Below are 19977 nucleotides of genomic sequence, written 5' to 3'. Positions count from 1 at the left end.
AGCTTGACGGCCGCCAGCGCGCCGCCGATGTCGTCGTGGATCTCGCGCGCGATGTTGGCGCGCTCCTGTTCGATGCTGGTCTGCAGGTGCTCGGCCAACTCGGCCAGGCGCTGGCGCGATTCGGCCAGCTCATCGGCGGCCCGCGCGCGCTCGCGCCGCGTCTCGGACACCTCGATCGCCCGCTCGATCACGTGCGAGAGGCGGTGCATGCTGTCCTTGAGCAAATAGTCGCTCACACCGCGGTGCATCGCGTCCACCGCCGCCGTCTCGCCGATGGCGCCCGAGAGGATCACGAAGGGAATCTCGATCCGCATTTCGCGCACCACGTCCCACGCGTCCATGCCGGTGAAGCCGGGCAGGTGGTAGTCAGCCAGCACCACGTCGAAGCGCCCGCTCATCAATTCACGGCGGAAGTCGTCCATCGTGTCGACCAGCACCACCTCGCTGCGCAGCTTGCTGCGTTGCAGGGCGAACTTCACCAGCGCGTGGTCCACGCGCGAATCCTCCAGATGCAGGATGTGAACCGGTGGTTTGTCGAGGTTCTCGGACATGCCTGGTGGAATGTTGGGGTGTCGGGATCGGCCGGGGTTGCCCGTGGCGGGTGGCAGCAACGGGGCAACACGGGAAATGGTGCTGAATTTGGCCGGTTATCTGCCGATACAGCTTCCTACAGACCCTGAAAATTGTACTGCCCACCCTATTCCGTTCGCCCTACCCGAGCAACAACATGGACCAACTGACGATGCAGCATCCCCCGCCGTGCGTCTCCCTGCCCGTGAACCTGGTGGCCAACCTCCAGGACTCGCTGCTCATGGCGGTGACCGACCTGCAGCGCCTGGAAGGCCTGCTCGACCACGCCACCACCAATTTGATGGAGCGCTTCGGCACGGCCAACGAAGCCCTGGGCGCGCTGCCGGAGAACCGCCAGGGCGAACTGGGCCCCATCCGCACCAGCCTGCACCAGGCCGTGACCGAACTGCAGTTCCACGACATGGCCACCCAGTTGATCGTGCACACCGGCAAGGTGCTGCAAAGCTGTGCCTGGCGCCTGGCCGAAGAGGCCATGGAGCCCGAAGAGGGCGAGATACCGCTGGGGCTGGACCCCATGCCCGAACGCCCCAGCCCGGTGACCCAAAGCGAGATGGACGCCGGTTCCATCGACCTGTTCTGATTTTCCCGAATCCCCGATTCAAGACCCTTCGGTATATGCCGATATTTGACCGAAACACGGAGTAAGCCATGCGATCCATTCTTGCCGTAGACGACTCGGCTTCCATGAGAAAAATGGTGTCGTTCACCCTCACCGGAGCGGGCTACCACGTGGTCGAAGCGGTGGATGGTCAGGACGCTTTCGAGAAAGCCCAGACCCACAGCATCGATCTGGTGCTCACCGACCAGAACATGCCCAACATGGACGGGCTGAGTCTCACGCGCAAGCTGCGCGAGCACCCCAAATTCAAGACCACGCCCATCCTGATCCTGACCACCGAGTCCAGCGACCAGATGAAGCAGGCGGGCCGCAGTGCAGGCGCCACCGGTTGGCTGGTCAAGCCCTTTGATCCCAGCCGGCTGATCGAAGTCATTCAAAAAGTCATCCGATAAACACGCGCCGCTCTCAAGCAGCCAAGGAGACCCCACATGGGTGAAATGATGAACGAAGGTCAGAGCCTGGCCAACGACATTGACCTGAGCCAGTTCTACCAGATCTTCTTTGAAGAAGCGGGCGAAAACCTGGACACGATGGAGCAGATGCTGCTGGCGCTGGACGTGGAAAAGGCCGACGACGAGGAGCTCAACGCGATCTTCCGCTGCGCCCATTCCATCAAGGGCGGTGCGGCCACCTTCGGCTTTGCCGACGTGGCCGAACTCACGCACCAGATGGAGTCGCTGCTGGACAAGCTGCGCCGCCACGAACTCAACCCGACCGCCGCCATGGTGGACGTGCTGCTCGAATCCAGCGATGCGCTGCGCCTGCAGCTCGGACACCACCAGGGCCGAGGCAACGAAACGCCGGTCACGAGCGGCCTCGTGACCCGCATCTATGCGCTGGCCAACGGCGAAGATGCCGAAGGCGCTGACCACGCACCCGCACCGGCGGTGGCTGCCCCCGTGGTGGAAGCACCCGCACCCGCCGCGGCCCGCGTGATCAACAAGCCGGTGGTCAAAGCCACCCGCGAACTCGAGATCCACATCGGCCCGCTGGACAACGTGGCGCAGGCCGACGGTGTGGCCGAACTCTTCCGCGACATCCCGGGCCTGGGCACCATCGAGCCCCTGCCCTGCGACCAGGCCAACAAGCGCGTCTACCGCGCCACCACCACCTCGTCCGACGCCGACTTGATGGACCTCTTCACCTTCCATGTGAGCAAGGAAGAGATTCGCATCGTCGACTGCGCAGCCCCTGCCGAGGACGCGCCGGTGCCGACCGCGCCAGCCCTGGCCGACGGCCAGGACTTCGGTTTCTTCGAAGGCGCGCCGGGTGTGCCGGCCCACGCCGTGGCCGCCGCCGCACAAGCGGCGATCGCCGCACGCGACGGCGCCGCCCATCCCGTCGCCACCCCGGCACCGAAGGCCGAAGCCCGCCCCGCCGCACCCGCCGCGATGGAGTCGAGCACGCTGCGCGTCTCGGTCAGCAAGGTGGACCAACTCATCAACCTGGTGGGTGAACTCGTCATCACCCAGGCCATGCTGGCGCAAAAGAGCCGCGAGCTCGACGACGGCGCCAACCAGCCCTTGCTGGCAGGTCTCGCCGACCTTGACCGCAACACCCGCGACCTGCAGGAAGCGGTGATGTCGATACGCATGATCCCGATGTCGGTGGTGTTCAACCGCTTCCCCCGCATGCTGCGCGACCTCGCGAGCAAGCTGGGCAAGAAGGTCGAGCTGGTCACACAAGGCGAATCCACCGAACTCGACAAGGGTCTGGTGGAGAAGATCACCGATCCGCTGACCCACCTGATCCGCAACAGCTGCGACCACGGCATCGAAATGCCCGAAGACCGCCGCGCCAGGGGCAAGTCCGAGCACGGCACGATCACGCTGTCGGCCACACACGAAGGCGGCTCGATCCTGATCGAGGTGCGCGACGACGGCAAGGGCCTCTCGCGCGAGAAGCTGCTGACCAAGGCGCGCGAAAAGGGCATCGACGCACCCGACTCGATGACCGACACCGAGGTGTGGAACCTGATCTTCGCGCCCGGCTTCTCCACCGCCGACGAAGTGACCGACGTGTCCGGCCGTGGCGTGGGCATGGACGTGGTCAAGAAAAACATCACCGCGCTCAACGGCACGGTGGAAATCGATTCGGCCGAAGGCTACGGCATGCGCGTCTCGGTGCGCCTTCCCCTCACCCTGGCCATCATGGACGGCATGTCGGTGCGCGTCAGCGAAGAGGTCTACATCCTGCCGCTGTCCAGCGTGATCGAATCGTTCCAGATCAAGCCGAACGACATCAACACCCTGGCGCAAGGCGCGCAGGTGGTCAAGGTGCGCGACGAATACATGCCGGTGATCGAACTGGAGAAGGTGTTTGACGTGCCGCGCTTCGAGCACAGCGGTGCCAGCCCGATCATGGTCGTGGTCGAAGCCGACGGAACGCGCTCGGCGCTCATGGTCGATGAGCTGCTCGGTCAGCAACAGGTGGTGATCAAGAACCTGGAGTCGAACTACCGCCGCGTGCCCAACATCTCGGGCGCGACCATCCTGGGCGATGGCAAGGTCGCACTGATCCTGGACACATCGAGTCTGGTGCGCCGCTCGCGGCACTGACTCTTTCGACGAATATCCCGCGCGCCTGGCGCGCCCAGTCCCCTACCGGTCAGGACACCCGATGCTGCAGCAGACCCCCTCCCCTCAACGCATCGCGCGTCCGGTGCCGGCGCCTCGCGCGGCGGCGCCCGAAGACGGACCGCTGACCGAGGGCCGTGAGTTCGTCTGGTCCGACGCCGACTTCTCGCGCATCAAGGCGTTGATCTACAAGAAGGCCGGCATCAGCCTGCACGACGGCAAGCACGCCATGGTCTACAGCCGCGTCTCGCGCCGCCTGCGCGAAACCGGCCACGACAGTTTCAAGACCTACCTGGACTGGCTCGAACACCACGACGGTGCCGAGTGGCAGGAGTTCATCAACGCGCTGACCACCAACCTCACGGCGTTCTTCCGCGAGCAACACCACTTCGAAATCCTGGCGCAGATGTTTGCCGCCAAGCGCTCGCAGAAGTGGCGCATCTGGTGTTCGGCGGCCTCCACCGGCGAAGAGCCGTACTCGATCGCCATGACCGCCTCCGAGGGCCTGGGCGCCGGCGGTTCGTTCGAGATCGTCAACAGCGACATCGACACCAAGGTGCTGGCCACCGCGCAGCGCGGTGTGTACAAGGCCGACGGCACCAAGGGCCTGAGCCCGGAGCGCATGCAACGCTTCTTCATGCGGGGCAAAGGCAGCAACGAAGGCTTCATGCGCGTGAAGCCCGAGCTGCAGAAGAACATGTCGTTCCAGACCGTCAACCTGATCCACGATCTGCCGTTCCGTGAACCCTTCGATGTGGTGTTCTGCCGCAACGTGATGATCTATTTCGACGCCGCCACACAGCGCCAGGTGCTCGAGCGCATCCACCGCGTCATGAAGCCCGGTGGCATGCTGTTCGTGGGCCACGCCGAGAACTTCAGCGACGCCCGCAGCCTGTTCACGCTGCGCGGAAAGACGGTCTATGAACGCCTTTGAAGGCAAAACCATGACTCCCCCACGCTCATCGTTTCACGTATCGCTGCCCCCTGAGGGGGTGGTTCAGCGCCTTCGGGCGGCCGGGCGGCGCTGACATGATCGCCGCTCCTATCTCCACACTCAACCAGCTCAAGGCGCGCAAGAGCAAGCCGGGCGAGGCGAGTTTTTTCTACCACGACCACCATTTCCACCAGGACTCGGTGAAGGTGCTGCCCGGCGAGTACTTCGTGACCACCGACGACATGATGGTGATGACGGTGCTGGGCTCCTGCATCGCCGCCTGCATCTACGACCCGCGCGCGCGTGTCGGCGGCATGAACCATTTCATGCTGCCCGACGGCGGCAATGAAGCGGGCGGGCGCTATGGCTCGTTTGCCATGGAACTCCTGATCAACGAGATGATGAAGCTCGGCGCCCGGCGCGAGACCATGCAGGCCAAGGTGTTTGGCGGTGGCCAGGTGATGCACACCTTCACCACCATGAACGTGGGCGAGCGCAACACGCAGTTCGTGCTGGACTACCTGCAGACCGAGCGCATCGCCGTGATTTCCAAGGACGTGCTGGACATCCACCCGCGCAAGGTCTGCTACTTCCCGGCCACCGGCAAGGCCATGGTCAAGCGACTGGCCCATTCGCACCCCGAAACACTGGAAACCCAGGAACGCAGGAGCAGCGCGTCGGTGGTGGCCAAGGCCACGGCTGGCGGCTCCGTTGATCTGTTCTAAGGGAAAACAAGACATGGCAAAAATCAAAGTGGTGGTGGTGGACGATTCCGCCCTGGTGCGCAGCCTGCTCACCGAAATCATCAACCGCCAGGCCGACATGACCTGCGTGGGCGCCGCGGCCGATCCGCTGGTGGCGCGCGAGATGATCCGTGAACTCAACCCGGACGTGATCACGCTGGACGTGGAGATGCCGCGCATGGACGGGCTGGAGTTTCTCTCGCGCCTGATGCGCCTGCGGCCGATGCCGGTGGTGATGGTCTCCACCCTGACCGAACAGGGCGCCGAGACCACGCTGCGCGCGTTGGAAATGGGCGCCGTGGACTTTGTGGCCAAGCCGCGCATCGGCGTGAGCAGTGGTTTGCAGGAGCTGGCCGGCGACATCGTGGACAAGATCCGCGTGGCGGCCTCGGCCCACGTCAAGCGACTGCCGCCCGCGCCCGCCGCCGGCGCGGTCCCCGCCGGCGGCGGTGCGGCCGAGCCGCCGCGCGCCGCGCTGCCACGCGTGTCCACCGAAAAGATCATCTGCATTGGCGCCTCCACCGGTGGCACCGAAGCCATCCGCGAAGTGCTCATGCCCATGCCGGCCGACGCGCCGGCCATCGTGATCACCCAGCACATGCCGCCAGGCTTCACCACCAGCTTTGCCAACCGGCTCAACACACTGTGCCGCATTCGCGTGCAGGAAGCCCAGCACGGCCAGCGCATCCTGCCCGGCCATGCCTACATCGCCCCCGGGGGGCACCACCTGCGCATCGACCGCAGCGGCTCCAACTACGTGGCCGTGGTGGAAGACACCGAACCCGTCAACCGCCACCGCCCTTCGGTGGAGGTGCTGTTCAAGTCGGCCGCGCGCGTGCTCGGCCCGAACGCGCTGGGCATCATGCTCACCGGCATGGGCGCCGACGGCGCACAGGCCATGCGCGAGATGAAAGACGCCGGCAGCTACAACTACGTGCAGGATGAAGCCAGTTGCGTTGTCTTCGGCATGCCCCGCATGGCCATTCAATATGGCGCGGCGCACGAGGTGCTGCCGCTCTCGCAGATCGCAGCGGCCGTGCTCGCCCGCCTGGCCAGCGCGCCGGCGGGTGTGCGGCACCGCATCTGACGACCAACCCGGTCTGGACGAGAGATCTCCCGTGCACCAACCCACTGTCGCGCTGCTGATCGCGGTGTCGGTTCTCGTGGTGTGGGTGGTGCTGCTCCTGCGTCGCCAGGCGGCGTTGATCGACGAACTCCAACGCACCCTCCACGAGCTTGCAGCGGCCGGAGATCCAGCTGAAGCCGCCGATCTGGTCAAGAGCGTGTTCCACACCCCGCTGCAAGACCTTGAGCCCGCCGACGCGATGCACCCGCCGGACGCACCGAAAGCCAGCGCGGCCAGCCTGATCGACACGGAGTCGTACAGCGAGATCGTCTCGATGATGCCGCCCGCCACCCTGGATGAATTGTTGGACACGTTGTTTGACCCACCCGAAGGCCGCGTGCATGTGCTGGTCGCGTCCCTGGCTGCAGGTGATCCGGCGCAGATCGCCCAAGACGCGCACAAGCTCAAGGGCTCTGCGACGTTGCTCGGCTTTCGGGCACTGGTGCGCACATCGGCCCAGATCGAACGCCTGGCCCAGGAGGACAACCCCGTGCTGCGCCGTGAACTGGGCAACCAGTTGCTGGTCGACATGACCCGCACGCAGCAAGCCCTGCCGCGGTATTCGCCCGCCCTGGCCGTTTGAGTCGCAACAGCCTCCCGTCCGTCAGACCCGCTCGCTGATGATGGTGCCGGCTTCCAGCGGCGCCGTGCTGCTGTTGCCGTGCTCGTCGTAGGCAATCACTTCACCACCGGGCACCTCGGGCGGCGTGTCCAGTGCAGCGGCCTCTTCGGGGTCGCCGGGCATCACCGGCCAACGCATGCCATCGGGGGCAGCCTCTGCGTCGCGCGCAGCGCCTGGCTGCGGCAACAGGCGGCGTGACAGGGTGGAGGCGGCCACGGCCGAGAGGTCGGGCGCGGTGTCGCTCTGGTTGCCGGGCAGCGCCTCGCCCTTCGGTTCGACACCCAGTGCCTGCTCCACCACCGCGGCACTGGCCGCCCACATGTTGGAGAGCACTTCCTGCAACCGGTCCATGGCTCTGCTGTGGCTCGCCTTGTCGGCTTCTGCCTTTTTCAGCGCCTGCTCCGCGCGCTGCGCGACGGCTTGTTGCAGGGCCTGGGCCGCGACCTGGCTGGGGGGATCGGTCGCGGCTGGCCGGGGCAGCAGGGGGGTGGTCGGGCTCGGCTCGTCATCCACCCGGGCCAGCGGTCGTCGGGCTTCGCGTCGGGACTCCACGTCGGCCTGCGCCTCACGCCCACCGGCCTGCACGGGCTTGACCGCCGGTGTGGCCGTGACCGGCGCCACGGCGGCGGACGGCGGCGTCGACCAGGACACGGGGCTGGAGGTGGAAATGTTGATCATGGCGGACCCTTCGGGTGGCCACCGAGCGCAAACATGCCCGGTGTTCTTGGCTCTCTATCGGCGGTCTTGAGGCGGACTTGAGTCTTCTTTTCGGAATTTTCCGTACCCCACCCGCTCAACCGTGCGCCAGCGAACATCTCCAGGATCGATCGACCACCAGAATGCTCCGGATGAACTTCTCCCCCCATTCGACGCCATGCTGAACACCGCCCGGGACCTGATCCGCGACACCGTGAACGCCTGGCTGGACGACTATGCGCCCAGCATGGGCGCAGCGCTCGCGTTCTACACGCTGTTCTCCATCGCTCCGCTGCTGCTGATCGTGATCTCGGTGGCCGGCCTGTTGTTTGGCGAGCCGGCAGCGCGTGGCGAAATCCTGGCGCAGCTGACCCAGCTGGTGGGCACCGACAGCGCGGTGGCGGTGGACTCGCTGCTGCAAGGCCTGAACCGCCCGCGAGCGGGCGTGTGGGGCATGGTGGTGGGCGTGGCGGTGGTGGTGGCCGGGGCGACCACCGTGTTTGCCGAACTGCAGGACGCGATGGACCGCATCTGGCGCGCGCCCCCGCACCCCGAGGGCGGCGGCGTGCTTCGCTTTCTGCGCGTGCGCCTGCTCTCCGCCACCATGGTGCTGGGCATCGGCTTCCTGCTCATGGTCTCCCTCGTGCTGAGCGCGGCCATGGCGGCGCTGGGCAAATGGTGGGCGCCGTGGTTCGGTGAACTGGCGCTCATCGCCGACGCGATCAACTTCGGGTTGAGCTACCTGTTCGTCACCACCGTGTTCGCCATGATCTACAAGTGGATGCCGCGGGTGCCCGTGGCCTGGCGCGACGTGTGGATGGGCGCGGCCATCACCGCGTTGCTGTTCACCGTGGGCAAGGAGCTGATCGGCCAGTACATCGGGCGCAGCGGTGTGGCCTCGGTGTTCGGCGCGGCAGCGTCCATCGTGGTGCTGCTGTTGTGGGTGTATTACTCGGCCCAGGTGTTCCTGCTGGGTGCCGAATTCACCAGCGTGTACGCCCACCAGCATGGCTCGCTCAAGGGGTGGAAGCACCCACCCCCGCTCACGCCCTAGTGTCGATCGCGGGGGAGCGCAACCTGTTCTGCGTTGGAGTGACTCACGGGTGCCATCCACCACCTGAAAGTCTCCATGAAACGTTCCAACGCCGCCATTGTTGCCACGCCCAACCGCCGCTCGCTGATCAGGCACAACCACGCTCTGCTGAACGATCCGGAGGTGGTGGCCTTTCTTGACAACACGGCCGCGCCCATGTTCGGCACACTGGTGAAAAAACTCATCAATGCCAACGAGCCGGAACTGCTGATCGAACTCGTCTGGACGACACAGAGCAACACCTTGTCACTGTGCATGTTCAATGAGCGTTACCAGGCGGTCCCTCTGCCCGACGGCCTGCTGGATTACCTGCTGCAGCACATGGACCAGATACCTTGTGTCCATCTGTTCATCGTTCAGCGGGAGGTGCTCTCAACGGCCTCGTGCACCCTGATGCAGACGGTGTTGGCCGACCCGACCTGCACGCTCACCGCACTCAGATTCCTGGATTGCAGCTTTGCTGATGCGCACGTCCAGTTTCCTCTCCAGGCGGCCACGGTCCAGTCGCTCCATTGGTATCAGAACCTCGCCATGCCCGGCGCCCTGTCGCCGATGGACCAGATGCTGTCTGCACTGCCCGGCTGGCACCAGCTCAAAAGCGTGAGCCTTTTCGTGCAGGAAAACCAGCTCAACTTCGCCACGATCACCCAGATGCTCGTGCACAACCCGAATGTCATCGACCTGTCGCTGGAGTGCGAAATTGCGCCCCTGCCTCCAGGCGATCCTGCCTATCAACCCCAGCAGGACCCGGCCCTGCTGCTGGATTCGCTGATGAACAACCAGGTCCGCCTGACGAAGCTGGAGGTTGACGTGCGGGATGGGAGGAACGCAGCCTTCAACCAGCACTTCATCCAGCGCCTGGGTCAGTGCCTGATGAGCAACGTCACGCTGGAGTGGCTCCGGGTGCCGGGCATCCAGATGTGCACGCCGGCGGCTGTGATGCAGTTTCGCACCAGCCTGGACAGCAACCACGGGCTGATTTCTCTGTGGCCGCTGGGTCCATTCGGCAATCAGATGCCGCCGCCTGTGCGCAGAAACGATCAACAGCGCTACTGGTTCACATCCGGATTCGTGCTGGGCGCAGCAGAGGCCTTTTTGCGCCTGTTCCAGGTGCCCGCAGAGATCGGCAAACAGATGGCTCAATACCTTGCGCCCACGCCGGCCGAGAGTGCGCTGGGCGGCGCCTTGATGAGCCTGATCTGCAAGTCCACCCACGAGAGCGCGGTGAACATGCGCAGTGCGGGCCTGAGGGAAGCCGCCAAGACCTACATCCACAGCAACGACTCCACCCGCTGCCGGCTGCTGCTCGGCGCACTGGTGCAGCACAAGATGGATTTGCTGCCCGCGGACAAGCAGGAGTTGGTGGAGTACGCCAAGCATTACAACCGGCTGGACTTCCTGCCGCCCGGCTACGCGCACTGAGCAGCCCTGATTGAACCACCGGAAACTCGCATGAAACGCTCCAACGCCTCCATCGTCGCCAACCCCAAGCGCCGCTCGCTCATCCTGCACCACCACGAGCTGCTGAACGATCCGGATGTGGTGGCCTTCCTGGACAACACACGCAAGCCTTTCTATGAAGGGCTGATGGGCCAACTCATCCAGGCCAACGAGCCTGCGCTGATGCTCGAACTCATCTGGGTGACCCAGCGCAACGCGGTGTCACTGCGCAGCAGCGACATCCTGGAAGCCACGGTTGCCCTGCCCGACGGCATGCTCGAGTACCTGTTGCAGAACATCGATCAGGTGCCCTGCATCACCTCGCTCACGGTGCAGATGGCCGTGCTGTCGCCCGCCTGCTGCGCCCTGTTGCAGACCGCGCTGGCAGACCCCACCTGCACCCTCAGCTCGTTGACCTTCATGAACTGCAGCTTTGCCAACGCGCAGGTGCAGTTTCCCCTGCACGCCACGACCATCCACACGCTCGAATGGATCGAGACCGTGGTGCACGGCGCCGCAGCGCCGATGGACCAGATGCTGAGCGCCCTGCCCGGTTGGAGCGGGCTGGACATCTTGCGGCTGGTCAAACGGGAAGAGCCGCTCAATTTCGCCGTGATCACCCAGCTGCTCGTGCACAACCCGAGGATCAACCTCCTGTACCTGATGTGCCACACCGCGCCCGCGGCACCGGGCGATCCTGCGTACCAACCCCAGCAGGACCCGGCCCTGTTGCTGAACCTGCTCCGGAACGACCAGGCCCCCCTGAAGCGCCTGACCCTGCATGTGATGGATGCGCACAACGACGCGTTCAACCAGCACTTCCTGCAGTGCCTGAGCCAGTGCCTGGCGGCCAACACCACGCTGGAGTCGCTGGAGGTGCCCGGCATCCAGATGTGCGCGCAAGCGACCCAGGACCAGTTCAACGCCAGCCTGAACATCAACCACTCGCTGATCGCACTGGGGCCGCTGGAAGCTTTCAACGACCAGGTGCCACCCACCGTGCGCAGGAACCAGCGCCAGCGCTGGTGGTTCACGCAAGACTTCGTGCTCGGCGCGGCCGAGGCTTTCCTGCGCCTGACCGTGCTGCCCACGGACCTCAAAGCCATGGTGGCCCAGCACCTGGCACCCACGCCGGCCGAACGCGCCTACAGCGGCGCCTTGATGGCGCTGGTCTGCAAGTCCACCCACCAGAGCGCGGTGAAGCTGCGCAGTGCGGGCCTCAGGGAAGCCGCCCTGATCTACATCCGGACCAACGAGCGGCCGCGTTGCCTGGAACTGCTCAACGCGCTGCTGCAACACCCCCAACTGAATTTTCTGCCCGACGACAAGCGACAGGTCATCGAGTACGCCCACAGGCGCAACCGACTGAACTTCCTGCCGCCCGGCTACGGACACTGAGCACCGCGCCCTCACCGGCCATCCATCCAAGCGCCTGCGCCCGCCACCGCAAACCGGCGGCCGGCTGCGGTGGCCACCTGGGGCGCGATCGCCCAGCCGTGGAACCACGCCGCCGGTCCGACCACTCCAAGCAGCTCCGAGCAACTCCGCTCCTAGGAACCCCCATGAAACGCTCCAACGACTCCATCCTGGCCACACCCCACCGCCGCTCACTCATCCTGCACCACCAGCCTCCAATGAACGATCTTGAAGTGGTGGCCTTCCTCGACAACTCCGCCCCACCGGTGTTCGACACGCTGTCGTACAAGCTCGTCCAGGCCAATGAGCCCGCCCTGCTGATCGAACTCATCTGGATGACCCAGGGACGTGCGCTGACACTGTGCGTGATCGATGCGGCGAACCAAGTGGCCCCCCTGCACGACGGACTCCTCGAATACCTGCTGCAGCACATCAGCATGGTGCCCTGTCTCAACAAACTCACCGTGCAACGGGCCGTGCTGTCGGCGGCCTGCTGCACCCTGCTGCAGACCGCGCTGGCCGACCCGACCTGCACACTCACCTCACTGACCTTCTCGGATTGCACCTTCGCCAACGAGCATGTCGAGTTTCCCCGTCAGGCGGCGACCATTCAGGCCCTGCGTTGGCAGGAAACCATCGTCATGCCCGGCGCCGCATCGCCGATGAACCAGATGCTGTCCGCGCTGGCCGCCTGGACTCCTCTCAAGAGCGTGAGTCTGGCTGTGCGGGAAAGCCTGCTCAATTTCGCCACCATCACCCAGCTTCTCGTGCGCAACCCGCACATCACCGATCTGTCCCTGGCAAGCCATATGGCTCCCCCGTCTCCTGACGATGGTGGGTACCAGTCACAGCACGACCCAGCCCTGCTGCTGGACCAGCTCATGAACAACCAGATTCAGCTGACGAGGTTGACCCTGGATGTGCGGGATGCGCACAACGCTGCCTTCAACCAGCACTTCATCAACCACTTGGGCCAGTGCCTGATGAGCAACGTCACCTTGGAAGCGCTTTGTGTGCCAGGCATCCGGATGTACATGGAGGAGGATCTGACGCCATTGACCATCGGTCTGGACAGCAACCATGGGCTGATCTCGATGGCGCCCCTGGGGCCGTTCGGCAACCAGATGCCCGCGCCCGTGCGCAGAAATCAGCGCCAGCGCTACTGGTTCTCGCAAGAGTTCGTGCAGGGTGCGGCAGAGGCTTTCCTGCTCTCGCTCAGGGTCCCCGCGGAACTGGGGAAAAAGTTGGCCCAATACGTCGCGTCGACGCCGGCCGAGCGCGCGCTGGGCGGCGCCGTGATGACCCTGATCTGCAAGTCCACCTACCAGGGCGCGGTGAAGCTGCGCAGTGCAGCCCTGCGAGAAGCCGCCTTGAACTGCATGCGGACCAACAACCAGGTCAGCTGCCTGGAATTGCTCAACACGCTGCTGCTGCATCACGCCGATTTGTTGCCTGAAGACAAGCAGGCGGTCATCGCCTATGCCAAAGACTTCAACCGCCTGAACTTTCTGCCATCGGGTTACGGGCACTGAGCACCGCGCGCTCACCGGCAACCCCATCGAAGAGACTGCGTCCGCCACCGCAGACCGGCCATGGCCTGCGATCTGCTGGCAGGCGACCGGATCCGTCTGACGCAACTGTTCATAACTTCCTGCCAGCTGGGTACGCCGACTGAGTGGCGCCGTATTCAACAGCTCACTCGCCCAACCGTTCTCCGATCCGCACCACATGCGCCTCTTGCGGATCGACCTTGCCCGCATGCAGGTCGGCGATCACCGCCTGTGCATGCGCAAAACCATTGCCCTGCGCGAGCGCCATCCAGCGGTTGCCGGGCGTGGCCAGCATCGCAATGAACTTTCCTTGCGCCTCGTTGAAACGGCGGTTCACCTCTTGCGGACCCCAGTCGGCGTTGCGCTTGCGGATCTGCACGGGCGCGAAGTAGAACGCTGGCTCCGGGCCGGGCAGCCTGGTCTGGCTCAGGAAGGCGGTGTTCTGCGCCGACCCGGCATAGCAGTCGTACACCAGCGCATCCCCGAAGTGATGGTGCACGGTGGCGCGAAACGCATCGTTGCCCGCGAAGTCGACATACAACGTCGGCACGTCCGTCTGCAGCGCAGTCACCTCGGCGTAGTCAACCGCGCGGTCGTAGCAGCCGAGGCCTTCAACAAAGGCGCGATTGCCCGCCGAGGTCGCGCCGATCAGCGTGAGGCCGTCGCGTGCATCGAGGCAGAAGGCGGTGCCGAAGGCGGTCTTGCTGGACGCGCTCGACACCACGATCTGCTTCGCGCCGAAGAAGCCGTTGTCCTCCAGGAAGTCGGCGAGCATGAACGAGGTGATGAAGAGCGGGCGCACCAGCATCTGGTAGTCCTCCAGCGCCGCCGAGTAGCCCGTGTCGTTGCTGCAGCGCATGTACTGGTTGTAGGCGGAGACCAGTTCGGCGCGGTGCGGCGCACCGTCGTAGAAGCCGCGTGGTGTCACGCGCACCGGCTGCATGCGGAAGTGGCTCGAGATCGGAAAGTAACCGTAGAAACGTTCGCCGACTTCGACACCCTCCACCGTTGATGCCACCACGTCGGCAAAGCCCCACACCGGCATGTGGCCCCAGTCGGCATCGCCGGTCGGGAAGAACGACCAGTACTTCAACTGTGCATCGCCAAAGGCGGCGTAGGTGATGTTGTTGGTGGTGAGCGCGAAGCGGTCGATCTTCATCAGCACCTCGCCGGGCTGCAGCGCGGCGTTGTCTTGCGTGGTCACGACACGGGTGGTGCCGAGGGCGTTTTTCCGCGTTTCAAGGCGGGTTAAAGTGAATGTGTTGTTCATTCGATAACTGTATGGCGACCCGCATCAACGCGGGTTCGGAAAACCCGCCAATGCCCGACGCACCCCGCTCCAAGCCGCTGAAACGCCCCACGCAGGCACGCAGCAAGTTCACCGTGCAGGCAATCTACGACGCCTTTGTTCGGATTTGGAACGCGCACGGCTGGGAGGGCGTGACCACGCGCGCCGTGGCGCTGGAAACCGGCATTGCGGTCGGCACGCTGTACGACTACTTTCCAGACAAGGAAGCGCTGCTCTCGGGATATGTTCGGCATTGCGTCGATGCGCTGCTCGCCCGGCTTGATGCGGAGGTCATCGCACCTTCAGACATCGCCTGGCAAGAGCGCGTGAAGCGCCTGGTGCGCATCACCTGCGACACGCGGCTCGATGGCCTGCCCGCGGTCGACCATGAGATGCTGATGCTTGAGCACCGCGTGGCGGAGCCCAAGCACCACCGCCGTGTGTACGACGAACTCGCTGACCGTTGGGAACAGGCCTTCGTGGCCTGCAGGGATCTGCAACCGCCACTCTCATCCGCCACGATCCATGCACTGCTGACCGCCGCCTGGGGCGGCCGCCGCTATCGGCTGCTGGTGCAGTCCGACAGCGGCAGCGGCGAATGGGTCGTCGAAATGGAAGCGATGGTGATCGCGCGGGTTTCCATGCACCTGCCGGCGCACTGACCGTTGCGAGCCTTTTCAGGACGCGTCTGACGGCTCGGTGGGGGCGGGCCGCACGATGGTGACCGGCACGGCGCAGTGCTGCACCATGTGCTGCGCCACCGAACCCAGGCCACGCTCGCTTTCACCACTGCCGTGGGCGCTCATGATCACCGCGTCGCACTCATGACTCTCCACCAGCTCGACCAAGGCGTGGGCCGGGTCACCGCTGGCCACAACTTCCTCCACCAGCTGGCTTGCAGAAGTGAGCAGGGCCACAGCGGGGCGGACCAGATCGTGCCCGGCCGCATCGCTCACCTCGTGCAGCACGTCGGGATCGTGTGCCACCACGAGTTCATAGAGGTTGGGCGCTTCCTGCACATTGGCCACCACGAAGCGGGCTTTCAGACCCGCGCTGACCAGGCGCATGGCATGGTAGGCGGCGTGCATGGACTGGTCAGAGCCGTCGACGGGAATGAGGTACTTGATCATGGCTGTTTCCCAGGGTTAGGGCCGCTCGTTGAGCAGGCACCAATAGAGTTCGATGTGCTCGGCGACTTCAATGAACTTGCTGAAACTCACCGGCTTCTCGATGTACGAGTTCGCACCCAGATCGTAGGCGGTCTTGAGATCGGAGTTCTCTTTCGACGAGGTGAGCACCACCACCGGAATGCGTCGGTACAACGGGTGTGCCTTGAGTTTTTGCAGCACCTCCAGTCCATTGAGCTTGGGCAGGTTGATGTCGAGCAGTATGACCGCCGGCACCGGCTCTCCTTCTTCCCAGCGCGCCATGAAAGCCAGCGCCTCTTCACCATCACGCGCGATCAGGATGGTGTTGGAGAACTTCTTCTTGTTGAAAGCGCGCAGCGTGAGGTCCAGGTCCATCGGGTTGTCTTCAACCAGCAGGATGGGAGGCAGGGAGGCAGGCTTGTTCATGACGGAAATTCCAGAAAGAAAGTGGCGCCCTGTTCCGGCTGGCTCTCGGCCCAGACACGGCCGCCCATGCGTTGCACGGCTTTGGCCACCAGCGCCAGGCCCAGGCCGGTGCCCTGGTAGTCCTCGGCGCGCTGCAGGCGCTGAAAGATGCCGAAGATGCGGTCGTGGTATTTCATGTCAAAGCCCACCCCGTTGTCGCGCACCCACAGGATACGACGCGCGCCCTCGGTGCGGGCACCGATCTCGACCACGGGCTGGTCCCTGGTGCGGCTGAACTTGATGGCATTGCCCACCAGGTTGCGCATGACCACCGCCATGCCTTCCCGATCCAGCTGCAGCACCATCGGCTCCAGGAGCAGGCTCAGCCGCACACGGGTGCTCTCGATGTCGGCGGCATGGCCTTCGATCACCTGCGCCACCAGGGCCGGCACGTCCACCCGCTGGTGCTCCATGGTGCGCCGCTCCATGCGCGAGTAGTCCAGCAGGCCGGAGATCAGGTCGCCCATCTGCAACACGCCGCGGCGGATGCGGACCAGGAACTGGCGCCCTTCTTCATTGAGCTGAGCGCCGTGCTCCTCTTCGAGCAGCTGGCTGTAGCCGTCGATCCCGCGCAGCGGGGCCTTGAGATCGTGCGATACGGTGTACGAGAAGGCCTCCAGTTCTTCGTTGAGGCCCCGCAACTGGGCGGTGCGTTCGGTCACGCGTTGTTCGAGCTCGACGTTGGACTGTTCCAGCGTGGTCTGGGCCAGTTTGAGCTGGGTGATGTCGAGCAAGGTACCGCTGTAGTGGTAGCCACCCCGGTCGGGCAGGGGCTTGCTCTGCACACTGCCACGGAACCAGCGCAGCGGTCCCAGCTCGGGATGGCGGCGGAACTCGGCCGTGATCATTTCCTCGGCGCGGGACACGGCGCGCATGAAACCGTCGGCACGCGCGCGGTCGTCGGGGTGGAGACACGCCAGGTAGGCGGCCAGGTCCATCGGCGGCCCGAGCGCCGGGTCGCGACCGAAGTTGCGGTACATCTGGCGCGACCACCAGATGCTCTGATTCTGCGTGTCGTACACCCAGCTGCCCAGTCCGGCCATGGACTCGGCCAGTTCCAGCAGGTCCCTCTGCTTGGCGATCGCCGCTTCCGCCTGCAGCCGCTCGGTGATGTCCTTGATGGTGGCGAACAGGTGCTTGAGCGTGCCGTCGGGGTGGCGCACCGCACGCACATCGATCTCGGTGTGCACGAAGCTGCCGTCCTTGCGCACGAAGCGCTTGCGCATCGAGTAGTTGTCGGTGCGGTTGGCCAGCATCTTGTCGCGCAACGCGAGGTTCTCGTCCAGATCGGGTTGGGGCGTCATTTCGGCCCAGGTCATGCGCGTGAGTTCCTCGCGCGAATAGCCCAGGATCGCGCACAGCTGGCTGTTGACCTGCAGCCAACGCGTGGAGTCGGGTGCGGAGATCGCCATGCCGATGAAGGGAAGTTCGTAGAACAGGCGCAGGAACTCGGCCTGCTCCTGCTGCGCAAGTTGAGCCTCTTTCTGGACCGTGATATCGAGCAAGATTCCGCTGATGTCGGTGATGACGCCGTGCTCGTCACGGGTCAGTGTGGTGCGGTCATCAACCCAGACCCAGCCTCCGTCGGCGCGTCGCAACCGGTATTCCTGGCGGTGCTCGTCGGGCCCATCCTTGAAGTAGCGGGCGGCCTCGGTCGTCACGCGTTCGATGTCGTCGGGATGGATGAGTTCTGCGTAGGTCAATTTGCCGTGCTGCAGCTCCGCGGGCTGGTAGCCCCACTGCGCCACCGACTGACTGACATAGCTCACGGGCCAACCGGGCTCGTTGAACCATTCCACCACCACCACGGGCGAACGGTCGACCAGATCGACCAGGTGTCGCAACCGTGTCTGCCCGCTCAGCAAGCGCTCGGCCATGCGATCGGCCTCGCTGCCGATCATGGCCAGTTCGTCGTATCCGTGCAGTCCGGCGCGGGCCTGCAACTCCCCTTCGCCCATGCGCTTGAGGGCCATGGCCAGGCGCCGGGCCCGGCGAAACCACACCAGATGCACCACCAGCGCCAGCAGGATGGTCAGGCCCAGCAACAACAGGCCTTCGCGCAGGGCTTCCTGCTGCATGCCGGCAAATCGCTGGGCCTGGGGCAGGCCCAGATCGACGACCGCGATCAGGCGACGACCCGTGGTGAACGGCACCACGCCCACCAGTTGCCGCGGGGCCGCCAGGTGAACCACGGTGATGGCCACGTCCGATGGACCGTTGAACACCACACCACTCACACCGGCGAGGTCGGTGCGCTGGCGGAGCACCTCACCGAAGGGTTGACCGATGTCGGCGCGTACCAGCGAAGCCTGCACCAGGCCGTTGGGCTGCAGCAGCCAGGTGTGTTGCATGCCGCTGTACAACCCCAGGCCACCCACCAGCCGGCGCACCAGCACCTGGTTGTCCATGCCCGACTGAACACTCAGGCGGCTCTGCTCGACACTCAGGCGCTCGCGCAACCGCCGGGTCTCCTGATCCAGCACCTGCGCGCCCACATCGCGCAACTGCACGACGTAGTTGATGGTGGACGCCGTGAGCGCAAAGAGCACCAGCATCAATGGCATGAGCCAGCGACCCGGCAGGGTCAGGCGGGACGACAGCTTCGTCACGGAGCCTGCCTGCTGGTCTGAAAGCGGCGCATGGGGGCACCATCGATCAGCTCGTCCCAGCGCGGTGCCTGCCGCAGCAGCCCGACCTCGGTCAGTGTGCCAACCACGTTTTGAGCCTGCGCCGCCAGCGCGGGCGGGGTCCCCGAGAGTTCGCGCGCGGACGCCTCCCGGGAATAGAAGTGCAAACCACCCAGCACCGCCTGGTAGTCCGATGGCGTGAGATCGGTGCCCCGGGCCAGCGAGTCGGCCGCGCCGGGCGTGTCGAGCTGGAACACGTGCAGACCGGCGTACCAGGCTCCCAGCAACGCATCCACGTCGGCGGGGCGTTGCTGCAGCACGTCCTTGCGCACCACCAGCACGTCCAGGATTTCGCCGGGAATCTTGCTGCTGTCAAAGACGCGCCGGTAGCCGGCTTGCTCCATGGCGCGGGCCAGAGGCTCGTAGGTCACAGCCGCGCCCACCCGGGCGGTCTGCAAAGCCCCCAGGTGCTCGGTGACCTCCATGTTGACCACCCTCACGTCGGCCCGGTTCAGACCCGCCTTCTTCAGCATGCGGTGCAGCAGCAGGGACCCCACGGCCGAGTCTTCCACGGCTATGAACTCTCCCTTGAGTTGCGCCAGCGAACCGATGCGCGGCGCAACCATCACGGCATCGCCACCGCTGGACGCATCGAGCAGCGCCACGATGCGCACCTCGACACCGCTGTCGGCGAGTCGCAGGACTTCGTCGAGCGTGAGCGTGGCGGCATCGAGCAGGCCGTTGCGCAGGTGGCGCAGCGTTTCCGATCCGGAGGGCAGCTCCACCACGCGCAGCCGGCGCGGGTCGGTCAGGCCGCGGTCGCGCGCGAGCACCAGCGGGTCGTAACCCACCCAGGGGTTCATGCCCACGGTGAGCGGCGGCATGACCGGCTCCCCGCAAGCGGTCAGCGCCAGCAACACCACGGCAGCGGCACAGCGCCACGCGCGGCCTCGCCATCCGCCGCGCAGATCGCCTCTCCCCTGTTCGCCGGCCATCAGTGGGCTTGCGCCATGTGTCATAGGAACGTGTTGTCAGTCCATCAG

General features: G+C 65.1%; 19 protein-coding genes. 12 read left to right on the top strand and 7 right to left on the bottom strand.

Annotation, left to right across the window (positions count from 1 at the left end):
- Positions 1-551, bottom strand: a 551-nt coding sequence (locus IV113_RS10815) for a response regulator (RefSeq protein ID WP_291084378.1), incomplete at its 3' end; no start/stop codon positions are given.
- Positions 552-727: 176 nt separating this feature from the next.
- On the opposite strand from IV113_RS10815, the gene IV113_RS10810 reads away from it, so the two are divergent.
- The 7 genes from IV113_RS10810 to IV113_RS10780 all read left to right on the top strand — a co-directional run bounded on the left by IV113_RS10810 (position 728) and on the right by IV113_RS10780 (position 7172).
- Positions 728-1171: a hypothetical protein gene (locus IV113_RS10810; protein WP_291084375.1), complete on the top strand. Its 444-nt coding sequence runs from the start codon at positions 728-730 to the stop codon at positions 1169-1171.
- A 68-nt stretch (positions 1172-1239) separates the two neighbouring features.
- Positions 1240-1602, top strand: coding sequence for a response regulator (locus tag IV113_RS10805; RefSeq protein ID WP_056268669.1), 363 nt, complete (start codon positions 1240-1242; stop codon positions 1600-1602).
- A gap of 36 nt (positions 1603-1638) precedes the next feature.
- Positions 1639-3768, top strand: coding sequence for a chemotaxis protein CheW (locus IV113_RS10800; RefSeq protein WP_291084371.1), 2130 nt, complete (start codon positions 1639-1641; stop codon positions 3766-3768).
- A 61-nt stretch (positions 3769-3829) separates the two neighbouring features.
- Positions 3830-4720, top strand: a complete 891-nt coding sequence (locus IV113_RS10795; protein ID WP_291084368.1) for a CheR family methyltransferase — start codon at positions 3830-3832, stop codon at positions 4718-4720.
- A 95-nt stretch (positions 4721-4815) separates the two neighbouring features.
- Positions 4816-5445, top strand: a complete 630-nt coding sequence (gene cheD / locus IV113_RS10790) for a chemoreceptor glutamine deamidase CheD (protein ID WP_291084365.1) — start codon at positions 4816-4818, stop codon at positions 5443-5445.
- A 13-nt stretch (positions 5446-5458) separates the two neighbouring features.
- Complete coding sequence (locus IV113_RS10785) at positions 5459-6550, top strand: chemotaxis response regulator protein-glutamate methylesterase (RefSeq protein ID WP_291084362.1); 1092 nt, start codon at positions 5459-5461, stop codon at positions 6548-6550.
- A gap of 31 nt (positions 6551-6581) precedes the next feature.
- Entirely contained in the window at positions 6582-7172 is a 591-nt protein-coding gene (locus tag IV113_RS10780) for an Hpt domain-containing protein (RefSeq protein WP_291084359.1), read from the top strand.
- 21 nt (positions 7173-7193) lie between these two features.
- On the opposite strand, the gene IV113_RS10775 is transcribed toward IV113_RS10780, so the two are convergent.
- Complete coding sequence (locus tag IV113_RS10775) at positions 7194-7889, bottom strand: hypothetical protein (protein WP_291084356.1); 696 nt, start codon at positions 7887-7889, stop codon at positions 7194-7196.
- Between the two features lie 196 nt (positions 7890-8085).
- Here IV113_RS10775 and IV113_RS10770 point away from each other — a divergent pair, with 196 nt between their 5' ends.
- The 4 genes from IV113_RS10770 (at position 8086) to IV113_RS10755 (ending at position 13388) form a co-directional block, all read left to right on the top strand.
- Positions 8086-8961 carry a YihY/virulence factor BrkB family protein gene (locus IV113_RS10770; protein WP_291084354.1) on the top strand — a complete coding sequence of 292 codons (876 nt, stop codon included), beginning with the start codon at positions 8086-8088 and terminating at the stop codon, positions 8959-8961.
- A 75-nt stretch (positions 8962-9036) separates the two neighbouring features.
- On the top strand, positions 9037-10422 hold the full coding sequence (locus IV113_RS10765) for a hypothetical protein (RefSeq protein ID WP_291084351.1): 1386 nt from the start codon (positions 9037-9039) through the stop codon (positions 10420-10422).
- Between the two features lie 30 nt (positions 10423-10452).
- The gene (locus IV113_RS10760) at positions 10453-11838 is read left to right on the top strand and encodes a hypothetical protein (protein WP_291084348.1); all 1386 of its coding nucleotides are present in this window, start codon (positions 10453-10455) and stop codon (positions 11836-11838) included.
- 164 nt (positions 11839-12002) lie between these two features.
- Positions 12003-13388 (top strand): hypothetical protein, encoded by a 1386-nt coding sequence (locus tag IV113_RS10755; protein ID WP_291084345.1) that lies wholly within the window; start codon positions 12003-12005, stop codon positions 13386-13388.
- Positions 13389-13551: 163 nt separating this feature from the next.
- Here IV113_RS10755 and IV113_RS10750 read toward each other — a convergent pair whose 3' ends face one another.
- Complete coding sequence (locus IV113_RS10750; protein ID WP_291084342.1) at positions 13552-14676, bottom strand: DUF2855 family protein; 1125 nt, start codon at positions 14674-14676, stop codon at positions 13552-13554.
- Positions 14677-14726: 50 nt separating this feature from the next.
- Between IV113_RS10750 and IV113_RS10745 the strand changes: the two genes are divergently transcribed.
- Complete coding sequence (locus tag IV113_RS10745; RefSeq protein ID WP_291084339.1) at positions 14727-15356, top strand: TetR/AcrR family transcriptional regulator; 630 nt, start codon at positions 14727-14729, stop codon at positions 15354-15356.
- A 15-nt stretch (positions 15357-15371) separates the two neighbouring features.
- Here IV113_RS10745 and IV113_RS10740 read toward each other — a convergent pair whose 3' ends face one another.
- The 4 genes from IV113_RS10740 to IV113_RS10725 are packed head-to-tail and all read right to left on the bottom strand — an operon-like array spanning position 15372 to position 19818.
- A complete protein-coding gene (locus tag IV113_RS10740) occupies positions 15372-15824 on the bottom strand; it encodes a universal stress protein (RefSeq protein WP_291084336.1) in 453 nt (150 codons plus the stop codon).
- Between the two features lie 15 nt (positions 15825-15839).
- Positions 15840-16268 (bottom strand): response regulator, encoded by a 429-nt coding sequence (locus IV113_RS10735; RefSeq protein WP_291084333.1) that lies wholly within the window; start codon positions 16266-16268, stop codon positions 15840-15842.
- Positions 16265-18916, bottom strand: coding sequence for a PAS domain S-box protein (locus IV113_RS10730; RefSeq protein ID WP_291084330.1), 2652 nt, complete (start codon positions 18914-18916; stop codon positions 16265-16267). The genes IV113_RS10735 and IV113_RS10730 overlap by 4 nt, the downstream gene beginning before the upstream one ends.
- A complete protein-coding gene (locus tag IV113_RS10725; RefSeq protein ID WP_291084328.1) occupies positions 18913-19818 on the bottom strand; it encodes an ABC transporter substrate-binding protein in 906 nt (301 codons plus the stop codon). The genes IV113_RS10730 and IV113_RS10725 overlap by 4 nt, the downstream gene beginning before the upstream one ends.
- Positions 19819-19977: the final 159 nt, after the last annotated feature.

The organism is Hydrogenophaga sp. (assembly GCF_018780385.1).
Lineage (GTDB): Bacteria > Pseudomonadota > Gammaproteobacteria > Burkholderiales > Burkholderiaceae_C > Hydrogenophaga.
The sequence above is the reverse complement of the archived record's forward strand: the minus strand, read 5'-3'. Positions and strand labels throughout refer to the sequence as shown.

Bases quoted from the DNA above. Each gene is read 5' to 3' on its own strand.
- IV113_RS10810 (WP_291084375.1), top strand. From the start codon at position 728: ATGGACCAACTGACGATGCAGCATCCCCCGCCGTGCGTCTCCCTGCCC.
- IV113_RS10805 (WP_056268669.1), top strand. From the start codon at position 1,240: ATGCGATCCATTCTTGCCGTAGACGACTCGGCTTCCATGAGAAAAATG.
- IV113_RS10800 (WP_291084371.1), top strand. From the start codon at position 1,639: ATGGGTGAAATGATGAACGAAGGTCAGAGCCTGGCCAACGACATTGAC.
- IV113_RS10795 (WP_291084368.1), top strand. From the start codon at position 3,830: ATGCTGCAGCAGACCCCCTCCCCTCAACGCATCGCGCGTCCGGTGCCG.
- cheD (WP_291084365.1), top strand. From the start codon at position 4,816: ATGATCGCCGCTCCTATCTCCACACTCAACCAGCTCAAGGCGCGCAAG.
- IV113_RS10785 (WP_291084362.1), top strand. From the start codon at position 5,459: ATGGCAAAAATCAAAGTGGTGGTGGTGGACGATTCCGCCCTGGTGCGC.
- IV113_RS10775 (WP_291084356.1), bottom strand. From the start codon at position 7,889: ATGATCAACATTTCCACCTCCAGCCCCGTGTCCTGGTCGACGCCGCCG.
- IV113_RS10770 (WP_291084354.1), top strand. From the start codon at position 8,086: ATGCTGAACACCGCCCGGGACCTGATCCGCGACACCGTGAACGCCTGG.
- IV113_RS10765 (WP_291084351.1), top strand. From the start codon at position 9,037: ATGAAACGTTCCAACGCCGCCATTGTTGCCACGCCCAACCGCCGCTCG.
- IV113_RS10760 (WP_291084348.1), top strand. From the start codon at position 10,453: ATGAAACGCTCCAACGCCTCCATCGTCGCCAACCCCAAGCGCCGCTCG.
- IV113_RS10755 (WP_291084345.1), top strand. From the start codon at position 12,003: ATGAAACGCTCCAACGACTCCATCCTGGCCACACCCCACCGCCGCTCA.
- IV113_RS10750 (WP_291084342.1), bottom strand. From the start codon at position 14,676: ATGAACAACACATTCACTTTAACCCGCCTTGAAACGCGGAAAAACGCC.
- IV113_RS10745 (WP_291084339.1), top strand. From the start codon at position 14,727: ATGCCCGACGCACCCCGCTCCAAGCCGCTGAAACGCCCCACGCAGGCA.
- IV113_RS10740 (WP_291084336.1), bottom strand. From the start codon at position 15,824: ATGATCAAGTACCTCATTCCCGTCGACGGCTCTGACCAGTCCATGCAC.
- IV113_RS10735 (WP_291084333.1), bottom strand. From the start codon at position 16,268: ATGAACAAGCCTGCCTCCCTGCCTCCCATCCTGCTGGTTGAAGACAAC.
- IV113_RS10725 (WP_291084328.1), bottom strand. From the start codon at position 19,818: ATGCCGCCGCTCACCGTGGGCATGAACCCCTGGGTGGGTTACGACCCG.